Here is a 19,471-nt window from a genome sequence, read left to right as displayed (position 1 = left end):
AGACGCCCCATATGGGTGTCAACTCAATAAAAAAGCCCCCGCTGAGCGGGGGCTTTTTCAAGTCATCACTTATTAAGCGATGATTTTGGCTACGACGCCAGCGCCGACGGTACGACCGCCTTCACGGATAGCGAAACGCAGACCATCTTCCATTGCGATGGTTTTGATCAGGGTGACAACCATTTTGATGTTGTCGCCTGGCATTACCATTTCAACGCCTTCCGGCAGTTCGCAGTTACCGGTCACGTCAGTGGTCCGGAAGTAGAACTGTGGACGGTAGCCTTTGAAGAACGGAGTGTGACGACCGCCTTCTTCTTTGCTCAACACGTACACTTCAGCTTCGAAGGTAGTGTGCGGCTTAACCGAACCTGGCTTGACCAGAACCTGGCCACGCTCAACGTCGTCACGCTTGGTACCACGCAGCAGAACGCCGCAGTTCTCGCCTGCACGACCTTCGTCGAGCAGTTTACGGAACATTTCAACACCGGTGCAGGTGGTGACGGTAGTGTCACGCAGACCAACGATTTCCAGTGGATCTTGAACCTTAACGATACCGCGCTCGATACGACCAGTCACAACAGTACCACGACCGGAGATCGAGAATACGTCTTCGATTGGCATCAGGAACGGCTTGTCAATAACACGAACTGGATCTGGGATGTAGCTGTCCAGAGTCTCAACCAGTTTACGAACGGCAGTGGTGCCCATTTCGTTGTCGTCAAGACCGTCCAGAGCCATACGAGCAGAACCGATGATGATCGGAGTGTCGTCGCCTGGGAAGTCGTAAGTGCTCAGCAGATCGCGCACTTCCATCTCAACCAGTTCCAGCAGCTCAGCGTCGTCTACCAGGTCAGCCTTGTTCAGGAAAACCACGATGTACGGAACGCCTACCTGACGGGACAGCAGGATGTGCTCACGGGTTTGTGGCATCGGACCATCAGCGGCCGAGCAAACCAGGATCGCGCCGTCCATCTGGGCAGCACCGGTGATCATGTTCTTCACATAGTCAGCGTGACCTGGGCAGTCAACGTGAGCGTAGTGACGGATCAGCGAGTTGTATTCAACGTGCGCGGTGTTGATGGTGATACCACGAGCTTTTTCTTCTGGTGCGCTGTCGATCTTGTCGAAGTCAACACGAGCCGAACCGAAAACTTCGGAGCAGACGCGAGTCAGAGCAGCGGTCAGAGTGGTTTTACCGTGGTCAACGTGGCCGATAGTGCCAACGTTTACGTGCGGTAGGGAACGATCAAATTTTTCTTTAGCCACGACAATTAACTCCTTGCCTAAAGGACTGAATCAGCCTTGTTTTTTGGATACAGTTTCAGCGATGTGCGCCGGAGCTGTGTTGTATTTTTTGAATTCCATAGAGTAGCTTGCGCGACCCTGAGACATGGAACGAACGTCGGTCGCATAACCGAACATCTCGCCCAACGGAACCTCGGCACGAATCACTTTGCCGGAAACCGTATCTTCCATACCCAAGATCATGCCGCGACGACGGTTAAGGTCGCCCATCACGTCACCCATGTAGTCTTCAGGCGTAACGACTTCTACTGCCATGATTGGCTCAAGCAACTCACCACCGCCCTTCTGGGCCAGTTGCTTGGTAGCCATGGAAGCAGCCACCTTAAACGCCATCTCGTTGGAGTCGACGTCGTGGTAAGAACCGTCAAAAACGGTCGCCTTCAGGCCGATGAGCGGATAGCCGGCAACAACACCGTTCTTCATCTGCTCTTCGATACCCTTCTGGATAGCCGGGATGTATTCCTTAGGAACAACACCGCCCACTACTTCGTTCACGAATTGCAGACCTTCCTGACCTTCATCAGCAGGAGCAAAACGGATCCAGCAATGGCCGAACTGGCCACGACCGCCGGACTGACGAACGAATTTGCCTTCGATTTCGCAGTTCTTCGTGATGCGCTCACGATAGGAAACCTGAGGCTTACCGATGTTGGCTTCGACGTTGAACTCACGGCGCATCCGGTCAACCAGGATGTCCAGGTGAAGCTCGCCCATGCCGGAGATGATCGTTTGACCAGTCTCTTCATCAGTCTTGACGCGGAAAGATGGATCTTCCTGAGCAAGCTTGCCCAGAGCGATACCCATTTTTTCCTGGTCATCCTTGGTCTTAGGCTCAACGGCAACCGAAATAACCGGCTCCGGGAAGTCCATGCGAACCAGGATGATTGGCTTGGCAGCGTCGCACAAGGTCTCACCAGTGGTGACGTCCTTCATGCCGATCAGGGCCGCGATGTCACCAGCGCGTACTTCCTTGATCTCTTCACGGGCGTTTGCGTGCATTTGCACCATACGACCCACACGCTCTTTCTTGCCTTTAACCGAGTTGATCACGCCGTCGCCGGAGGCCAACACGCCCGAGTAAACGCGGACGAAGGTCAAAGTACCCACGAATGGGTCAGTAGCGATCTTGAACGCCAGAGCCGAGAACGGCTCGCTGTCATCGGCGTGACGCTCCATCTCTTCTTCCTCGTTATCAGGGTTGGTACCCTTGATAGCAGGAATGTCGGTTGGAGCAGGCAGGTAGTCGATAACGGCGTCGAGAACCAGGGGAACACCCTTGTTCTTGAAGGAAGAACCGCAAACAGCCAGAACGATCTCACCAGCGATAGTACGCTGACGCAGAGCGGCCTTGATTTCCACGTTGGTGAGTTCTTCACCTTCGAGGTACTTGTTCATCAGCTCTTCGCTGGCTTCAGCAGCAGCCTCAACCATGTTGTTACGCCACTCGTCAGCCAGCTCCTGCAGTTCTGCAGGGATAGGCTTACGAACAGGAACCATGCCTTTGTCAGCGTCATTCCAGTAAACAGCTTCCATGTTGATCAGATCGATCTGACCCTGGAAGTTGTCTTCGGAACCGATAGCCAACTGGATTGGCACCGGAGTGTGACCCAGACGCTGTTTGATCTGACCGATCACGCGCAGGAAGTTGGCACCAGCACGGTCCATCTTGTTTACGTAAACAAGACGTGGAACGCCGTACTTGTTGGCCTGACGCCATACGGTTTCCGACTGAGGCTCAACACCCGAAGTACCGCAGAACACAACGACAGCGCCGTCGAGTACGCGCAGGGAACGCTCAACTTCAATGGTGAAGTCTACGTGGCCCGGGGTATCGATTACGTTGAAGCGGTGCTCGTCCTTGTACTGCTTCTCGGAACCTTTCCAGAAGGCGGTAATAGCAGCAGAAGTAATGGTAATACCACGCTCCTGCTCCTGAACCATCCAGTCTGTGGTCGCGGCGCCGTCATGCACCTCGCCCATTTTGTGACTTTTGCCGGTGTAAAACAGTACGCGCTCGGTGGTGGTGGTTTTACCAGCATCCACGTGAGCAACGATACCGATGTTACGGTAGCGGCTAATCGGAGTAGTACGAGCCATAAAGCCCTCGCAAAATTAGTGAAGCTAGAATTAGAAGCGGTAGTGCGAGAAAGCTTTGTTGGCTTCAGCCATACGGTGCACGTCTTCACGCTTCTTAACAGCAGCACCTTTACCTTCAGCAGCGTCCAACAGTTCGCCAGCCAAACGCAGGGCCATAGACTTCTCGCCGCGCTTACGGGCGAAGTCTACCAACCAGCGCATTGCCAAAGCGTTACGACGGGACGGGCGAACTTCAACCGGAACCTGGTAAGTAGCACCGCCTACACGGCGCGACTTCACTTCGACCAGCGGAGCGATGGCGTCGAGAGCTTTCTCGAAGATTTCCAGGGGGTCGCTGTTCTTGCGTTCTTTAACCTTTTCCAGCGCGCCATAAACGATACGCTCGGCAACGGCTTTCTTGCCGCTTTCCATTACGTGGTTCATGAACTTGGCCAGGATTTGGCTTCCGTATTTTGGATCGTCAAGCACTTCGCGCTTGGCTGCTACGCGTCTTCTTGGCATGGATAAGCCCTCAAACGGTCTTCAGGTTCGCTCGGAATCGGTGCCCTTTCGGGACGCCTCCGACCTTACTCTTATCGACTCAGAAAATAAGATGATTCAGTTTTACAAAAAGCCGCTACTACTTAGGCTTCTTGGTACCGTACTTCGAACGACCCTGGTTACGACCTTTAACGCCGGAAGTATCCAAGGAGCCGCGTACGGTGTGGTAACGAACACCTGGCAAGTCTTTTACACGACCGCCGCGGATCAGTACCACGCTGTGCTCTTGCAGGTTGTGACCTTCACCGCCGATGTACGAGGAAACCTCGAAACCGTTGGTCAGGCGCACACGGCATACTTTACGCAGTGCCGAGTTAGGTTTTTTCGGCGTAGTGGTATACACGCGAGTGCATACGCCACGACGTTGCGGGCAGTTCTGCAGCGCAGGCACGTCGGATTTCTCGACGATACGCTTACGCGGCTGACGTACCAGCTGGTTGATAGTTGCCATCTACTAGCTCCACTGTTGTCTTGCGACGCTATTGTCTTGCAAGAAAAGCAAAATGGCAGGAACGAATTCCCGCCAAATTTAGGGGTACAAGAGTCTAAAGAGGATCTTGTCCCCAGTCAAGGCAAGGCCCCGACCTCCCCTTCCATCGAACCGGGACAAATCTGTCTCGATCCGACGAACGGGGCTGCCAGGGCCCGGTCTTATTTACCGCAGAACTCAGTTACCGCTTGAGTTCAGCGCTTCGGTCAGTGCAGCTTCCACTTCACTGGCGCTTACGCGCAACGGCTTGTCGAGTTCACGGCGACGCTTACGCTCGCTGTGGTAGGCCAAACCGGTACCGGCCGGGATCAGACGACCCACAACCACGTTTTCTTTCAGGCCGCGCAGGTAATCGCGCTTGCCGGTTACCGCTGCTTCGGTCAGTACGCGAGTGGTCTCCTGGAAGGAGGCCGCCGAGATGAACGACTCAGTGGACAACGACGCCTTGGTGATACCCAGCAACACACGAGTGAACTTGGAAACGAATTTCTCGTCGTTCGCCAGGCGCTCGTTCTCTACCAGTACGTGAGTCAGTTCCATCTGGTCGCCCTTGATGAAACTCGAATCGCCGGATTCAGCGATTTCAACTTTACGCAGCATCTGACGCAGGATGGTCTCGATGTGCTTATCGTTGATCTTCACGCCTTGCAGACGGTAAACGTCCTGGATCTCGTTAACGATGTACTTGGCCAGCGCACTCACACCCAGCAGACGCAGGATGTCGTGTGGATCGCTCGGGCCGTCGGAGATAACTTCGCCGCGGTTTACCTGTTCGCCTTCGAAGACGTTCAGGTGACGCCACTTCGGAATCAGCTCTTCGTACGGATCGCTACCGTCGTTCGGGGTGATAACCAGGCGGCGCTTGCCCTTGGTCTCTTTACCGAACGCGATGGTGCCGCTGACTTCAGCCAGAATCGACGCTTCTTTCGGACGACGAGCTTCGAACAAGTCGGCAACACGCGGCAGACCACCGGTGATGTCACGGGTCTTCGAAGTTTCTTGCGGGATACGAGCGATAACATCACCGATCGCGATCTTCGCACCATCCGCAACACCGACCAGGGCGTTGGCTGGCAGGAAGTACTGAGCGATAACGTCAGTGCCTGGCAGCAACAGATCCTTGCCGTTGTCATCAACCATCTTCACGGCAGGACGGATATCTTTGCCTGCAGCTGGACGGTCTTTGGCGTCGAGTACTTCAATGTTGGTCATACCGGTCAATTCGTCAGTCTGACGCTTGATCGTGATGCCTTCTTCCATGCCCACGTAGGTCACGGTACCTTTCATTTCGGTAACGATTGGGTGAGTGTGCGGATCCCACTTGGCCACGATTGCGCCAGCGTCGACCTTGTCACCTTCTTTAACCGAAATCACAGCACCGTAAGGCAGCTTGTAACGCTCGCGCTCACGACCGTAGTCATCAGCGATTGCCAGCTCACCGGAACGGGACACAGCAACCAAGTGGCCATCCACTCGCTCAACGTGCTTCAGGTTGTGCAGACGGACGGTACCGCCATTCTTCACCTGAACGCTGTCGGCTGCGGAGGTCCGGCTTGCCGCACCACCGATGTGGAACGTACGCATGGTCAGCTGGGTACCCGGCTCACCGATGGACTGGGCAGCGATAACGCCGACCGCTTCACCGATGTTCACCTGGTGACCACGAGCCAAGTCACGGCCGTAGCACTTGGCACAAATGCCGTAGCGGGTTTCGCAGCTGATCGGCGAGCGAACAATCACTTCGTCGATGCTGTTGAGTTCGATGAACTCGACCCACTTCTCGTCTACCAGGGTGCCGGCAGGAACGATGACTTCCTCGGTACCTGGCTTGAATACGTCACGGGCGATTACTCGACCCAGTACGCGCTCACCCAACGGTTCTACAACGTCGCCGCCTTCGATGTGCGGAGTCATCAGCAGACCGTGTTCGGTGCCGCAGTCAACTTCAGTCACAACCAAGTCTTGCGCAACGTCTACCAGACGACGAGTCAGGTAACCGGAGTTAGCGGTTTTCAACGCGGTATCCGCCAGACCTTTACGAGCACCGTGAGTCGAGATGAAGTACTGAAGTACGCTCAAACCTTCACGGAAGTTCGCAGTAATCGGCGTTTCGATGATGGAACCGTCCGGCTTGGCCATCAGGCCACGCATACCGGCGAGCTGACGGATCTGCGCAGCAGAACCCCGTGCGCCCGAGTCGGCCATCATGTACATCGAGTTGAACGACTCTTGATCGACTTCCACGCCATGACGGTCGATAACACGCTCTTTCGAGAGGTTCGACATCATCGCCTTCGACACTTCGTCGTTGGCCTTGGACCAAAGGTCGATCACTTTGTTGTACTTCTCGCCCTGGGTTACCAGGCCGGAGGCGTACTGGCTTTCGATCTCTTTCACTTCATCGGTGGCAGCACCGATGATGGCGGCTTTCTCGTCCGGGATAACGAAGTCGTTAACACCGATGGAAACGCCGGAAATGGTCGAATAAGCAAAACCGGTGTACATCAACTGGTCAGCGAAGATAACGGTCTCTTTCAAACCAACCACGCGGTAGCACTGGTTGATCAGCTTGGAGATCGCCTTTTTCTTCATTGGCTGGTTGACCACGTCGTACGACAGGCCAGGTGGAACAACCTGGAACAGCAGCGCACGGCCGACAGTGGTGTCGACGATACGGGTGTTCTTGACGCTGCCACCGTCACGATCGTTGATGGTTTCGTGGATGCGGACTTTAACCTTGGCGTGCAGTGCGGCTTCGCCGGCACGGAACACACGGTCAACTTCCTGCAGATCCGCGAACACACGACCTTCGCCCTTGGCGTTGATCGCTTCACGAGTCATGTAGTACAGACCCAATACAACGTCCTGCGACGGAACGATGATTGGCTCACCGTTGGCTGGCGACAGAATGTTGTTGGTCGACATCATCAACGCACGCGCTTCCAGCTGGGCTTCCAGCGTCAGCGGTACGTGCACGGCCATTTGGTCGCCGTCGAAGTCGGCGTTGTACGCAGCACAGACCAGCGGGTGCAGCTGGATAGCCTTACCTTCGATCAGTACTGGTTCAAACGCCTGGATACCCAGACGGTGAAGGGTCGGTGCACGGTTGAGGAGAACCGGGTGTTCACGGATCACTTCAGCGAGAACGTCCCAAACCTCTGGCAGCTCGCGCTCGACCATTTTCTTGGCAGCTTTGATGGTGGTCGCGAGACCACGCATTTCCAGCTTGCCGAAAATGAACGGCTTGAACAGCTCGAGAGCCATCTTCTTCGGCAGACCACACTGGTGCAGACGCAGGGTCGGGCCTACGGTAATTACCGAACGACCGGAGTAGTCAACACGCTTACCGAGCAAGTTCTGACGGAAACGACCCTGCTTACCCTTGATCATGTCAGCCAGGGATTTCAGAGGACGCTTGTTCGAACCGGTGATAGCGCGGCCACGACGACCGTTGTCGAGCAGGGCATCGACAGCTTCCTGCAACATACGCTTTTCGTTGCGCACGATGATGTCCGGAGCGGACAGGTCGAGCAGACGCTTCAAGCGGTTGTTACGGTTGATCACGCGACGGTACAGGTCGTTGAGGTCGGAAGTCGCGAAGCGACCACCATCCAACGGTACCAGCGGACGCAGGTCTGGCGGCAGAACCGGCAGAACGGTCAGCACCATCCACTCTGGCAAGTTGCCGGAACCCTGGAAGGCTTCCATCAACTTCAGACGCTTGGACAGTTTCTTGATCTTGGTTTCGGAGTTGGTTTGCGGAATTTCTTCACGCAGACGGCCAATCTCGTGTTCCAGGTCGATAGCGTGCAGCAGTTCGCGGACAGCTTCGGCACCCATGCGGGCATCGAAATCGTCGCCGAACTCTTCCAGCGCTTCGAAATACTGCTCGTCGTTCAGCAGCTGACCCTTTTCAAGGGTGGTCATGCCTGGATCGATAACGACATAGCTCTCGAAGTAGAGAACGCGTTCGATATCACGCAGGGTCATGTCCATCAGCAAGCCGATACGGGACGGCAGTGATTTCAGGAACCAGATGTGGGCAACCGGCGAAGCCAGCTCGATGTGCGCCATGCGCTCACGACGAACCTTGGCCAGTGCAACTTCAACGCCGCACTTCTCGCAGATCACACCACGGTGCTTCAAGCGCTTGTACTTACCGCACAGGCACTCGTAATCCTTTACCGGGCCAAAGATCTTGGCGCAGAACAGGCCGTCACGCTCTGGTTTGAACGTACGGTAGTTGATGGTTTCCGGCTTTTTAACTTCACCGAACGACCACGAACGGATCATCTCAGGCGATGCCAACCCAATACGGATGGCGTCGAACTCTTCGACTTGACCCTGGTTTTTCAGCAAATTCAGTAGGTCTTTCAAGGCCTTTCCTCCTGGCGGAGCAGAGAGCGGGCTAAACAGCCCCGCTCTCGATTCGCGTCACGTGTTATTCGGTTTCCAGATCGATATCGATGCCGAGGGAACGAATTTCTTTGATCAACACGTTGAAAGACTCGGGCATGCCCGGCTCCATACGGTGATCGCCGTCCACGATGTTTTTGTACATCTTGGTCCGACCGTTCACATCGTCCGACTTCACTGTGAGCATTTCTTGCAGAGTGTAAGCAGCACCGTATGCTTCCAGTGCCCAGACCTCCATCTCCCCGAAACGCTGACCACCGAACTGAGCCTTACCACCCAGCGGCTGCTGGGTAACCAGGCTGTACGAACCGGTAGAACGAGCGTGCATCTTGTCGTCTACCAAGTGGTTCAGCTTCAGCATGTACATGTAGCCAACAGTAACCGGGCGCTCAAACTTGTTGCCGGTACGGCCGTCGAACAGCTGCATCTGGCCGCTTTCTGGCAGGTCTGCCAGTTTCAGCATGGCCTTGATTTCGCTTTCCTTGGCACCGTCGAACACCGGGGTAGCCATTGGAACGCCGCCGCGCAGGTTCTTCGCCAGATCCAGGATTTCCTGGTCGGAGAAGGTGTCCAGTTCTTCGTTGCGACCGCCGATCTCGTTGTAGATCTCGTGCAGGAACTTACGCAGGTCTGCGACCTTGCGCTGCTCTTCGATCATACGGTTGATCTTCTCGCCCAGACCTTTGGCCGCGAGGCCCAGGTGGGTTTCAAGGATCTGACCAACGTTCATACGCGAAGGTACGCCCAACGGGTTGAGGACGACGTCTACCGGGGTGCCATTGGCATCGTGCGGCATGTCTTCAACCGGCATGATCACGGAGACCACACCTTTGTTACCGTGACGACCGGCCATCTTGTCGCCCGGCTGGATGCGGCGACGGATTGCCAGGTAAACCTTGACGATTTTCAGCACGCCTGGAGCCAGGTCATCGCCCTGCTGCAGTTTGCGCTTCTTGTCTTCGAACTTGTCGTCCAGCAGACGGCGACGATCGACGATGTAGGCCTGGGCCTTCTCGAGCTGCTCGTTCAGAGCATCTTCAGCCATGCGCAGTTTGAACCACTGGCCGTGCTCAAGACCGTCGAGTACTTCGTCGGTGATGTCCTGACCTTTCTTCAGACCTGCGCCGCCTTCAGCCTTGTGGCCTACCAGGGCGGAACGCAGACGTTCGAAGGTCGCGCCTTCAACGATACGGAACTCTTCGTTCAGGTCCTTGCGGATCTCGTCGAGCTGGGTCTTCTCGATGGACAGTGCACGAGCATCACGCTCAACGCCGTCACGGGTGAAGACCTGTACGTCGATGACAGTGCCCTTGGTACCGGTAGGTACACGCAGGGAAGTGTCTTTAACGTCGCTGGCTTTTTCACCGAAGATGGCACGCAACAGCTTCTCTTCCGGAGTCAGTTGGGTCTCGCCTTTCGGAGTGACCTTACCTACCAGAATGTCGCCTGCGCCAACTTCAGCACCTACGTAAACGATACCGGCTTCGTCCAGCTTGTTCAGTGCAGCTTCACCCACGTTCGGGATGTCTGCAGTGATTTCCTCTGGCCCAAGCTTGGTGTCACGCGCCACACAGGTCAGTTCCTGAATGTGGATCGTGGTGAAGCGATCTTCCTGAACCACACGCTCGGACAGGCAGATGGAGTCTTCGAAGTTGTAACCGTTCCAGGCCATGAACGCGATGCGCATGTTCTGACCCAGTGCCAGCTCACCCATATCGGTGGACGGACCGTCTGCCATGATGTCGCTGCGCTGAACCCGATCACCCTTGCTGACCAGCGGACGCTGGTTGATGCAGGTGTTCTGGTTGGAGCGGGTGTATTTGGTCAGGTTGTAGATGTCGACACCGGCTTCGCCAGTTTCAACTTCGTCATCGGCAACACGAACCACGATACGGCTGGCATCAACGGAGTCGATCACGCCGCCACGACGAGCCACGACGCAAACGCCGGAGTCACGGGCTACGTTACGCTCCATGCCGGTACCTACCAGCGGCTTGTCAGCGCGCAGGGTCGGTACAGCTTGACGCTGCATGTTGGAACCCATCAACGCACGGTTGGCGTCATCGTGTTCCAGGAACGGGATCAGCGACGCTGCAACCGAAACTACCTGCTTCGGCGATACGTCCATCAAGGTGACGTCTTCCGGCGCCTTGACGGTGAACTCGTTCAAGTGACGAACAGCTACCAGCTCGTCGATCAGCATTTTCTTGTCGTTCATCGTGGCCGAAGCCTGAGCGATCACGTGATCAGCTTCTTCGATGGCGGACAGGAACACGATCTCGTCGGTGACCAGTGCGTCTTTCACCACGCGGTACGGGCTCTCGAGGAAGCCGTACTGGTTGGTGCGCGCATAGGCAGCCAGGGAGTTGATCAGGCCGATGTTCGGACCTTCCGGCGTTTCAATCGGGCATACACGACCGTAGTGAGTCGGGTGTACGTCACGGACTTCAAAGCCTGCACGCTCACGAGTCAGACCGCCCGGGCCCAGTGCGGAAACACGGCGCTTGTGGGTGATCTCGGAGAGCGGGTTGTTCTGGTCCATGAACTGCGAGAGCTGGCTGGAACCGAAGAACTCTTTCACCGCCGCAGCCACTGGCTTGGCGTTGATCAGGTCTTGCGGCATCAGGCCTTCGCTTTCGGCCATCGACAGACGCTCTTTGACCGCACGCTCAACACGTACCAGGCCAACGCGGAACTGGTTCTCGGCCATTTCGCCTACGCAGCGAACACGACGGTTACCCAGGTGGTCGATGTCATCGACGATGCCTTTGCCGTTACGGATGTCGACCAGGGTCTTCAGTACCGCGACGATGTCTTCCTTGCACAGCACGCCCGAACCTTCGATCTCGGTACGACCGATACGACGGTTGAACTTCATCCGGCCGACCGCAGACAGGTCATAGCGCTCAGGGCTGAAGAACAGGTTGTTGAACAGGGTCTCGGCAGCGTCTTTGGTTGGTGGCTCGCCAGGACGCATCATGCGATAGATCTCGACCAGCGCTTCCAATTGGTTGCTGGTGGAGTCGATCTTCAGGGTGTCGGAGACGAACGGGCCGCAGTCGATGTCATTGGTGTACAGGGTCTCGATGCGAACAACCTGGGACTTGGCGATTTTCGCCAGGATCTCGGTGTTCAGCTCGGTGTTGCATTCAGCCAGGATTTCGCCGGTGGCCGGGTGCACGATGACCTTGGCGGTGGTGCGACCCAGGACGTAGTCCAGAGGCACTTCCAGCGTCTTGATACCGGCTTTTTCGATCTGGTTGATGTGGCGCGCGGTAATACGACGGCCGGCTTCAACGATGACCTTGCCTTTGTCGTCCTGGATGTCCAGAACGGCAATCTCACCACGCAGGCGCTGAGGCACCAGTTCCAGGCTGAGGGTTTCGCCGCTCAGGTGGAATACGTTAGTGGTGTAGAAAGCGTCCAGCACTTGCTCAGTGGTATAGCCGAGCGCGCGCAGCAGTACCGAGGCCGGCAGCTTGCGACGACGGTCGATACGCACGAACACGCAGTCTTTCGGGTCGAACTCGAAGTCCAACCACGAACCGCGGTACGGAATGATCCGCGCGGAGTACAGGAGCTTGCCGGAGCTGTGCGTCTTGCCGCGGTCGTGGTCAAAGAACACGCCCGGGGAACGGTGCAGCTGGGAAACGATAACGCGCTCGGTACCGTTGATAACGAAGGTACCGTTCTCAGTCATCAGGGGGATTTCACCCATGTAGACTTCTTGCTCTTTGATGTCCTTGATCGCTTTGTTCGACGACTCTTTGTCGAAGATGATCAGACGGACTTTTACCCGCAAAGGTACGGCGTACGTAACACCGCGCAACACGCATTCTTTGACATCAAATGCCGGTTCGCCCAGGCGATAACCGACGTACTCCAGCGCAGCATTGCCGGAGTAGCTGATGATCGGGAAAACGGATTTGAAGGCCGCATGCAGGCCCACGTCGCGGAACTGATCTTTGGTCGCTCCCGCCTGCAAGAATTCACGATACGAATCCAGCTGGATAGCCAGAAGGTACGGGACATCCATGACGTCCGGCAACTTGCTAAAGTCCTTGCGGATACGTTTTTTCTCAGTATATGAGTAAGCCATCAGCGTTCCCCAGCTTGGTCACCTGCTTGTTTGGCCCCTCCCGACGGGAGCAGCCAGAAAATCTTGCAAACCCCATGGTTTGCGCCACCGCATCGGGTGGTTACAGCGCGTTATAGGCGACGACCGAGTCGATTGCCAATAACGGAAAAAGGCCGGTGGCAAGAGCCACCAGCCATCAGCCTTCAGCTTAACGCTTGGGCTGGAGACGCAAGGTCGATGCTTACTTCAGCTCGACTTTAGCGCCTGCTTCTTCCAGCACTGCTTTAGCTTTGTCAGCTGCGTCTTTCGACACTGCTTCCAGAACCTGGGCAGGGGCGCCGTCAACTACTGCCTTGGCTTCTTTCAGGCCCAGACCGGTCAGTTCACGTACTGCCTTGATCACGTTTACTTTCTTCTCGCCAGCTTCCAGCAGCATGACGTTGAATTCGGTTTGCTCTTCAGCAGCAACAGCGGCAACAGCTGGGCCAGCCGAAGCAGCGGCAGCGGAAACACCGAATTTTTCTTCGAAAGCTTTGATCAGCTCAACAACCTGCAGAACCGACATTTCAGCTACGGCGTTGAGGATATCGTCTTGGGAGATAGACATTGCTGTAATTCCTGAATTGGGGGACGGCCTACGCGGCCATCGAAATAAACAAAAATACGCGAGAGGAGATGCTCAGCCTTAGGCTGCGGCAGCTTCTTTTTGCTCGCGAACTGCGGCCAGAGTACGAGCCAACTTGCTGGTAGCGCCTTGAATCACGCTCATCAGCTGAGAAATAGCTTCGTTACGGGTCGGCAGTGTTGCCAGTACGTCGATTTGGTTAGCTGCGAGGAACTTGCCCTCGAACGCAGCTGCCTTGATCTCGAACTTATCCTGACCCTTGGCGAATTCCTTGAACAAACGGGCAGCAGCGCCAGGATGTTCCTTGGAGAACGCAATCAGGGTCGGGCCAGTGAACACGTCGTTGAGGACACTGTATTCAGTGTCAGCAACAGCGCGCTTGAGCAGGGTGTTACGTACAACACGTACGTATACGCCAGCTTCACGAGCCTCTTTACGGAGTCCGGTCATAGCGCTTACTGTCACACCACGGGCATCAGCCACGACAGCGGACAGAGCAGCTTTGGCAGCCTCGTTGACTTCAGCGACGATGGCCTTCTTGTCTTCGAGATTAATTGCCACGGGTTTAACTCCTGCTTGTTACCGTTTCATCTGGCCTGGGCCGGATGTCGTTTTGGTGTCTGATTCGGTAAGGAACCGGGAGCACCATCTGCGTAGGCTTGTGGTTTAAGACTTGCGTCGCCTACGGTCTTGGATAGCCCCCGCCAGGCAGGGACCCCAATCTTTCAATTGGCGCAATTACTTGCGCCAATTTGTGTCTTATACGTCCAGCGAGCCTTGGTCGATGACCAGACCTGGGCCCATAGTGGTGCTCAGGGTAACGCGCTTGACGTAGATACCTTTCGAGGAAGCTGGCTTGATACGCTTCAGATCAGCGATCAGGGCTTCAACGTTTTCCTTCAGCTTGACGGCATCAAAGCCGACTTTGCCAACGGAGGTGTGAATGATGCCGTTTTTGTCGGTGCGATAACGAACCTGACCAGCCTTGGCGTTTTTAACCGCGGTAGCTACGTCTGGAGTCACGGTGCCGACTTTAGGGTTAGGCATCAGACCACGTGGACCAAGGATCTGACCCAGCTGACCTACAACGCGCATTGCATCCGGGGAAGCAATTACGACGTCATAGTTCAGGTCGCCGCCTTTCATTTCGGCAGCCAGGTCGTCCATGCCAACGCGATCGGCGCCGGCGGCCAGAGCAGCTTCAGCTGCTGGGCCTTGGGTGAAGACAGCTACACGTACGGTCTTGCCAGTACCGTGTGGCAGCACAGTAGCGCTACGAACGACCTGGTCGGATTTACGTGGGTCAACGCCCAGGTTTACAGCAACGTCAACAGACTCGCTGAACTTGACAGTCGACAGCTCGGTCAGCAGAGCAGCAGCGTCTACAAAATTGTAGGACTTGCCCGCTTCGATTTTGCCGGCGATAGCCTTTTGGCGCTTGGTCAGCTTAGCCATTACACACCCTCCACGTTAAGGCCCATGCTACGAGCAGAACCGGCGATGGTACGCACGGCTGCATCCATATCAGCTGCAGTCAGATCCGCGTTTTTGGTTTTCGCGATTTCTTCCAGCTGAGCACGGGTCACGGTGCCAACCTTAACGGTGTTAGGACGAGCGGAACCGCTAGTCAGACCAGCAGCTTTCTTCAACAGAACCGAAGCCGGGGTCGACTTGGTTTCGAAGGTGAAGCTACGGTCGCTGTATACAGTGATGATCACTGGAGTCGGCAGACCTGGCTCAATACCCTGAGTACGGGCGTTGAAGGCCTTGCAGAATTCCATGATGTTCACGCCGTGCTGACCCAGAGCTGGACCAACAGGTGGGCTTGGGTTGGCCTGAGCGGCCTTCACTTGCAGCTTGATGTAAGCGGTAATCTTCTTGGCCATGAGGCACTCCAATTACGGGTTCGAACGCCTCGAAAGGCTCCCCGGTTACTTGCGCGTTTATCCCAGTGACGACAAAACCCCACAGCCTAAGGCTGCGGGGTTGGGATGCTTGCTCAGCTAGACTTTTTCGACCTGGCTGAACTCTAGCTCTACCGGAGTAGAGCGACCGAAAATGAGCACTGCCACTTGGATCCGGCTCTTTTCGTAGTTAACTTCTTCGACGGTGCCGTTAAAATCAGCGAACGGACCATCTGTGACACGAACAACCTCACCCGGCTCGAACAACGTCTTCGGCTTGGGCTTGTCGCTACCGTCAGCAACGCGACGCAGAATTGCTTCTGCTTCTTTGTCAGTGATCGGAGCAGGCTTATCAGCGGTACCGCCGATGAAACCCATGACGCGAGGAGTGTCCTTGACCAAGTGCCAAGTACCCTCATTCATGTCCATTTGAACCAGCACGTAGCCAGGGAAGAACTTACGTTCGCTTTTGCGTTTCTGGCCATTACGCATTTCAACCACTTCTTCAGTGGGAACCAGAATTTCGCCGAAGCCATCTTCCATGCCTGCCAGCTTTACGCGCTCTAGCAAAGAGCGCATGACATGCTTCTCGTAACCCGAGTAAGCATGCACAACGTACCAACGCTTAGCCACGGGACACCCTTAGCCAACAATCAAGGAAACAAGCCAGCCGAGCAGGGAATCAAGCCCCCACAACAGCAACGCCATAACCAGAACAACAGCTACCACGATCAACGTGGTCTGCGTGGTTTCTTGGCGAGTCGGCCAAACGACTTTACGGATCTCGGTACGAGCTTCCTTCACCAGGACCGCAAACGACTTGCCTTTTGCAGTCTGCAGGCCAACAAAGGCAGCAACAGCAGCAAGGGCGAGCAATGCGAGGACACGGTACAGGATTGGCGACCCAGAGTAGTACTGGTTGCCAACAACGCCTACAACCACAACAGCGACTACTACAAGCCACTTGAGCAGATCGAAGCGAGAGCCTTGAGCTTCAGCCTTAGGAGTCATCTATGAAGATCCTGTGAAAAGAAAGCCAGACACACCAAGTGAATCTGGCAGGTCAGGAGGGAATCGAACCCCCAACCTACGGTTTTGGAGACCGTCGCTCTGCCAATTGAGCTACTGACCTAAAACAAAATCAGGCCGACAATTATGCCGATCTGAAAAAGACTTTACAACAACAAACCCCTGCAGACCTGAAACCCACCCAAACAAAACAGCGAGAGAGGGCATATTCAACCGGAGGTAGCTGTTAAAACAAAGGCAGATATTTTCATATCTGCCTTGTTATATGGAGCTCTTGAGCGGATTTGAACCGCTGACCTCACCCTTACCAAGGGTGTGCTCTACCAACTGAGCTACAAGAGCGAAACAACTTGCACAACCTGCAAACCTGGAGCGGGTAGCGGGAATCGAACCCGCATCATCAGCTTGGAAGGCTGAGGTTCTACCACTAAACTATACCCGCGGAGCTTGCAGCTCACGCTAAAATGGTGGAGGGGGAAGGATTCGAACCTTCGAAGTCGTAGACGTCAGATTTACAGTCTGATCCCTTTGGCCGCTCGGGAACCCCTCCTAAGCGAGCCGGCATTCTACATCATGCCAGCCTTCTGTCAAGCATTTTCTCATTAAAAAATATGAGGTTAGCTGCGTTGACCTTCACTTCACCCTGTCGACCTAGAAGGTCTTCACTGCGAAGCGGGCGCCATTCTATGCAAACTATTCGAAGGTTGCAATGCCTTCGCACGGCATTATTTTATGTTTTAACTCATTGAATTCATTAGCAAGGTTTTCAAAGGGCAGATCATCGGCCAGACGCCTGCTTTCAGGGGCCACTCGCAGCCAGTATCCCGACGCATCAGGCAGGTTCAGAGACTGCAGCCTGACCTTGATATCCAGGCTCGTGAGGCGCTGCTCAACGGATTGAGCCTCTTTCTGATCAGGCAAACCGCCGATATACAAGCACATCGCCTGCGCATCAGGCGCTTTTGCCCTGTCTCGCCGAACCATCGCATCAGCCGATTCGCTCAACAGGCGGATATCTTGCTGAGAACCACGATAGAGAGCCAAAGGCGTGACATCTTTAGCGCGCAGAGGGGCCTCCTGCTGATGCCAGATGTAATAGAAGACATTGAGGACCAGCAAAAGCAGAAACAGCCAACGCATAAAAACCTCAGGACAAAGGGCACGCCATCGCCAAGCCAACAAAAACCAGATCAGGGACAAGCCTACCGTGAGGCACAGCGTCAGCCACGAGCTCAGCGTCCCCACCGGTAAGGAAGACGGTAAAATCGCTCCCCCAATAGCTTCGAGCCAACTCCAGCTGGGTCAACACAAAACCCCTCAGCATGAGCGTACAGCCGCGCTCTACCGCCTCCACAGTTGTGCGCCCTGGAGACAGCGCCTCAAGAGCCCGTTCAGCGGCGATATCGTCATAGCGTATTTTGCGGGTATGTGTTCGAAGCTGATTACGCATCAGCGGCATCCCCGGACAAATGAAACCGCCGAGATGCTCACCGTCTGCGGAAATGAAGTCCGCTGTTGCGGCGGTGCCAAAATCGAGCACCAGGCACGCGCCCGACGCCAGCTGAAACCCACCCAGCATCGCGAGCCAACGATCCAGTCCCAGGCGCTCGAAATCTTCGTACCCGTTCCGCACCCCACCCATCTGCCTCGCCGAAGCAGCACACAGCACCTTGACGCCAAATGCCTCGACCAGGGTAGCGACCAGTTGACTTGTCTCATCCGAAGCGCGAACACTCACCAGCCGGCAGTCTTTTAACGCGAGCCCCGTGAGCGCGAACAGGCTGTCGATCAGCGAGGCATCCGACCCAACGACACCTTCGGCAAAGATACGAGCCTTATCCGACTCAAGTACCCGCCATTTGATAAAGCTATTCCCACAGTCGAGCTCAAGAATCATCACGCAACCTCAGGCTTAGCTCACCACCGCTATATACTTTCTCAACACCATCCACGCTCAACCGCAATGCACCTTGCCCATCGACCCCCAACACCACGCCGTCAATCTGGTTCACGCCCGCGATGAGCGATACAGGCCGGCCCTGCCATAAATGGCTTTGCTCCCACTCACCCTGGATTGCCGAAAATCCAGATGCCTGGTGACGCTCAAGATAAGCCTGCAGCTGCACTCCAAGACGCGCTACCAGGTAGTTGCGATCAACAGCACTGCCGCTCTCCAACTGTACGGAGCTCCATTGCTGATCGACCTCATCCGCCTTCTGCATGTTCACGTTGATGCCGATACCAATAACGACGTGACAGATGTCAGCGGGATCCCCGACCAGTTCCAGGAGAATTCCGGCGATTTTTTTCTGCCCGACCAAAACGTCATTTGGCCACTTCAATCCTGCACCACGAACACCCGCGTCGCGCAGCGCCTGCATAACTGCAAGTCCGACCACCAGGCTTAGCCCTTCCAACTGACGCATGCCGCCTTCGATCCGCATCACAAGGCTGTAGTAGACGTTTTGAGCGAAAGGACTGACCCACTTTCGTCCGCGCCTTCCCCTGCCTGCAGTTTGCTGTTCTGAAAGCACAAGAAATGGCGCAGTGCGACCCGATTCAATCAGCCGCAATGCCTCGGCATTGGTAGAGTCAATGGAGTCAGAGATATGAACAGGCCATGCAGGAACAGGTACATGCCGAGCTATTTCATCGGCACTTAACAGTATCAGGGGCGCAGCCAACTGATACCCCCTGCCGCGCACTTTATGGATAGGTAGACCCAATTCCGCCTCGAGATGCTGAAGCTGCTTCCATACAGCACTGCGACTGACACCCAAGGCAGCACCGAGCGCCTCCCCGGAGTGGAATCGACCATCTTTTAGAAGTTTCAACAACGTCAGCATGCAGGTCTCGCCTCACAATGAGGCACGCATGATAGCCATGCATTAGGCCATTGCATAGAAAGGCAGGACGTTAGCATTGAAGATGCTTGAAATTCGACCGCCCAAATTTTCCGACCGCCCAAAACAAAACCCCTGACTGCA

The 19,471-nt window shown here is 55.5% G+C and carries 15 protein-coding genes and 4 tRNA genes; all 19 read right to left on the bottom strand.

Features of this window, described 5'->3' with window-relative positions; genetic code table 11:
• Window positions 1-72: 72 nt before the first annotated feature.
• The 19 genes from tuf to birA all read right to left on the bottom strand — a co-directional run bounded on the left by tuf (window position 73) and on the right by birA (window position 19,330).
• Window positions 73-1,266, bottom strand: a complete 1,194-nt coding sequence (tuf, locus tag HX846_RS09625) for an elongation factor Tu (RefSeq protein WP_003210085.1) — start codon at window positions 1,264-1,266, stop codon at window positions 73-75.
• A gap of 30 nt (window positions 1,267-1,296) precedes the next feature.
• Window positions 1,297-3,402, bottom strand: coding sequence for an elongation factor G (gene fusA, locus HX846_RS09620; RefSeq protein WP_003210087.1), 2,106 nt, complete (start codon window positions 3,400-3,402; stop codon window positions 1,297-1,299).
• 30 nt (window positions 3,403-3,432) lie between these two features.
• Complete coding sequence (rpsG, locus tag HX846_RS09615; protein WP_002555493.1) at window positions 3,433-3,903, bottom strand: 30S ribosomal protein S7; 471 nt, start codon at window positions 3,901-3,903, stop codon at window positions 3,433-3,435.
• 118 nt (window positions 3,904-4,021) lie between these two features.
• Window positions 4,022-4,393: a 30S ribosomal protein S12 gene (gene rpsL / locus HX846_RS09610; RefSeq protein WP_002555494.1), complete on the bottom strand. Its 372-nt coding sequence runs from the start codon at window positions 4,391-4,393 to the stop codon at window positions 4,022-4,024.
• A gap of 216 nt (window positions 4,394-4,609) precedes the next feature.
• The gene (rpoC, locus tag HX846_RS09605; RefSeq protein WP_003210090.1) at window positions 4,610-8,809 is read right to left on the bottom strand and encodes a DNA-directed RNA polymerase subunit beta'; all 4,200 of its coding nucleotides are present in this window, start codon (window positions 8,807-8,809) and stop codon (window positions 4,610-4,612) included.
• Window positions 8,810-8,873: 64 nt separating this feature from the next.
• Window positions 8,874-12,947: a DNA-directed RNA polymerase subunit beta gene (gene rpoB, locus HX846_RS09600; RefSeq protein WP_008436421.1), complete on the bottom strand. Its 4,074-nt coding sequence runs from the start codon at window positions 12,945-12,947 to the stop codon at window positions 8,874-8,876.
• Between the two features lie 220 nt (window positions 12,948-13,167).
• A complete protein-coding gene (gene rplL, locus HX846_RS09595) occupies window positions 13,168-13,533 on the bottom strand; it encodes a 50S ribosomal protein L7/L12 (protein ID WP_003210093.1) in 366 nt (121 codons plus the stop codon).
• A 78-nt stretch (window positions 13,534-13,611) separates the two neighbouring features.
• Window positions 13,612-14,112 carry a 50S ribosomal protein L10 gene (gene rplJ, locus HX846_RS09590; RefSeq protein WP_003210095.1) on the bottom strand — a complete coding sequence of 167 codons (501 nt, stop codon included), beginning with the start codon at window positions 14,110-14,112 and terminating at the stop codon, window positions 13,612-13,614.
• 198 nt (window positions 14,113-14,310) lie between these two features.
• Entirely contained in the window at window positions 14,311-15,006 is a 696-nt protein-coding gene (rplA, locus tag HX846_RS09585) for a 50S ribosomal protein L1 (RefSeq protein WP_003176434.1), read from the bottom strand.
• Window positions 15,006-15,437, bottom strand: a complete 432-nt coding sequence (rplK, locus tag HX846_RS09580) for a 50S ribosomal protein L11 (protein ID WP_003210097.1) — start codon at window positions 15,435-15,437, stop codon at window positions 15,006-15,008. Before rplK ends, rplA begins: the two co-directional genes overlap by 1 nt.
• Before the next feature lie 117 nt (window positions 15,438-15,554).
• Entirely contained in the window at window positions 15,555-16,088 is a 534-nt protein-coding gene (gene nusG / locus HX846_RS09575; RefSeq protein ID WP_003176436.1) for a transcription termination/antitermination protein NusG, read from the bottom strand.
• 9 nt (window positions 16,089-16,097) lie between these two features.
• The gene (secE, locus tag HX846_RS09570; RefSeq protein WP_003210099.1) at window positions 16,098-16,466 is read right to left on the bottom strand and encodes a preprotein translocase subunit SecE; all 369 of its coding nucleotides are present in this window, start codon (window positions 16,464-16,466) and stop codon (window positions 16,098-16,100) included.
• Between the two features lie 45 nt (window positions 16,467-16,511).
• Window positions 16,512-16,587 (bottom strand) — tRNA-Trp (locus tag HX846_RS09565).
• 163 nt (window positions 16,588-16,750) lie between these two features.
• A tRNA-Thr gene (locus HX846_RS09560) sits at window positions 16,751-16,826 on the bottom strand.
• A 26-nt stretch (window positions 16,827-16,852) separates the two neighbouring features.
• A tRNA-Gly gene (locus tag HX846_RS09555) sits at window positions 16,853-16,926 on the bottom strand.
• Between the two features lie 23 nt (window positions 16,927-16,949).
• A tRNA-Tyr gene (locus HX846_RS09550) sits at window positions 16,950-17,034 on the bottom strand.
• A 143-nt stretch (window positions 17,035-17,177) separates the two neighbouring features.
• Complete coding sequence (locus HX846_RS09545; protein ID WP_003210101.1) at window positions 17,178-17,624, bottom strand: hypothetical protein; 447 nt, start codon at window positions 17,622-17,624, stop codon at window positions 17,178-17,180.
• A 7-nt stretch (window positions 17,625-17,631) separates the two neighbouring features.
• Window positions 17,632-18,381 carry a pantothenate kinase gene (locus HX846_RS09540; protein WP_087692333.1) on the bottom strand — a complete coding sequence of 250 codons (750 nt, stop codon included), beginning with the start codon at window positions 18,379-18,381 and terminating at the stop codon, window positions 17,632-17,634.
• Window positions 18,371-19,330: a bifunctional biotin--[acetyl-CoA-carboxylase] ligase/biotin operon repressor BirA gene (birA, locus tag HX846_RS09535; RefSeq protein WP_178965314.1), complete on the bottom strand. Its 960-nt coding sequence runs from the start codon at window positions 19,328-19,330 to the stop codon at window positions 18,371-18,373. The genes HX846_RS09540 and birA overlap by 11 nt, the downstream gene beginning before the upstream one ends.
• Window positions 19,331-19,471 lie beyond the last annotated feature (141 nt).

The organism is Pseudomonas sp. K5002 (assembly GCF_013386655.1).
Lineage (GTDB): Bacteria > Pseudomonadota > Gammaproteobacteria > Pseudomonadales > Pseudomonadaceae > Aquipseudomonas.
This window is presented reverse-complemented; position numbering and strand designations above follow the sequence as displayed.

Excerpts from the sequence above, each read along its gene's own strand:
- rpsG (WP_002555493.1), bottom strand. The coding sequence starts at position 3,903 with ATGCCAAGAAGACGCGTAGCAGCCAAGCGCGAAGTGCTTGACGATCCA.
- HX846_RS09540 (WP_087692333.1), bottom strand. The coding sequence starts at position 18,381 with ATGATTCTTGAGCTCGACTGTGGGAATAGCTTTATCAAATGGCGGGTA.
- rpoB (WP_008436421.1), bottom strand. The coding sequence starts at position 12,947 with ATGGCTTACTCATATACTGAGAAAAAACGTATCCGCAAGGACTTTAGC.
- rplL (WP_003210093.1), bottom strand. The coding sequence starts at position 13,533 with ATGTCTATCTCCCAAGACGATATCCTCAACGCCGTAGCTGAAATGTCG.
- rpsL (WP_002555494.1), bottom strand. The coding sequence starts at position 4,393 with ATGGCAACTATCAACCAGCTGGTACGTCAGCCGCGTAAGCGTATCGTC.
- birA (WP_178965314.1), bottom strand. The coding sequence starts at position 19,330 with ATGCTGACGTTGTTGAAACTTCTAAAAGATGGTCGATTCCACTCCGGG.
- rplK (WP_003210097.1), bottom strand. The coding sequence starts at position 15,437 with ATGGCCAAGAAGATTACCGCTTACATCAAGCTGCAAGTGAAGGCCGCT.
- fusA (WP_003210087.1), bottom strand. The coding sequence starts at position 3,402 with ATGGCTCGTACTACTCCGATTAGCCGCTACCGTAACATCGGTATCGTT.
- HX846_RS09545 (WP_003210101.1), bottom strand. The coding sequence starts at position 17,624 with ATGCGTTGGCTGTTTCTGCTTTTGCTGGTCCTCAATGTCTTCTATTAC.
- rplA (WP_003176434.1), bottom strand. The coding sequence starts at position 15,006 with ATGGCTAAGCTGACCAAGCGCCAAAAGGCTATCGCCGGCAAAATCGAA.
- secE (WP_003210099.1), bottom strand. The coding sequence starts at position 16,466 with ATGACTCCTAAGGCTGAAGCTCAAGGCTCTCGCTTCGATCTGCTCAAG.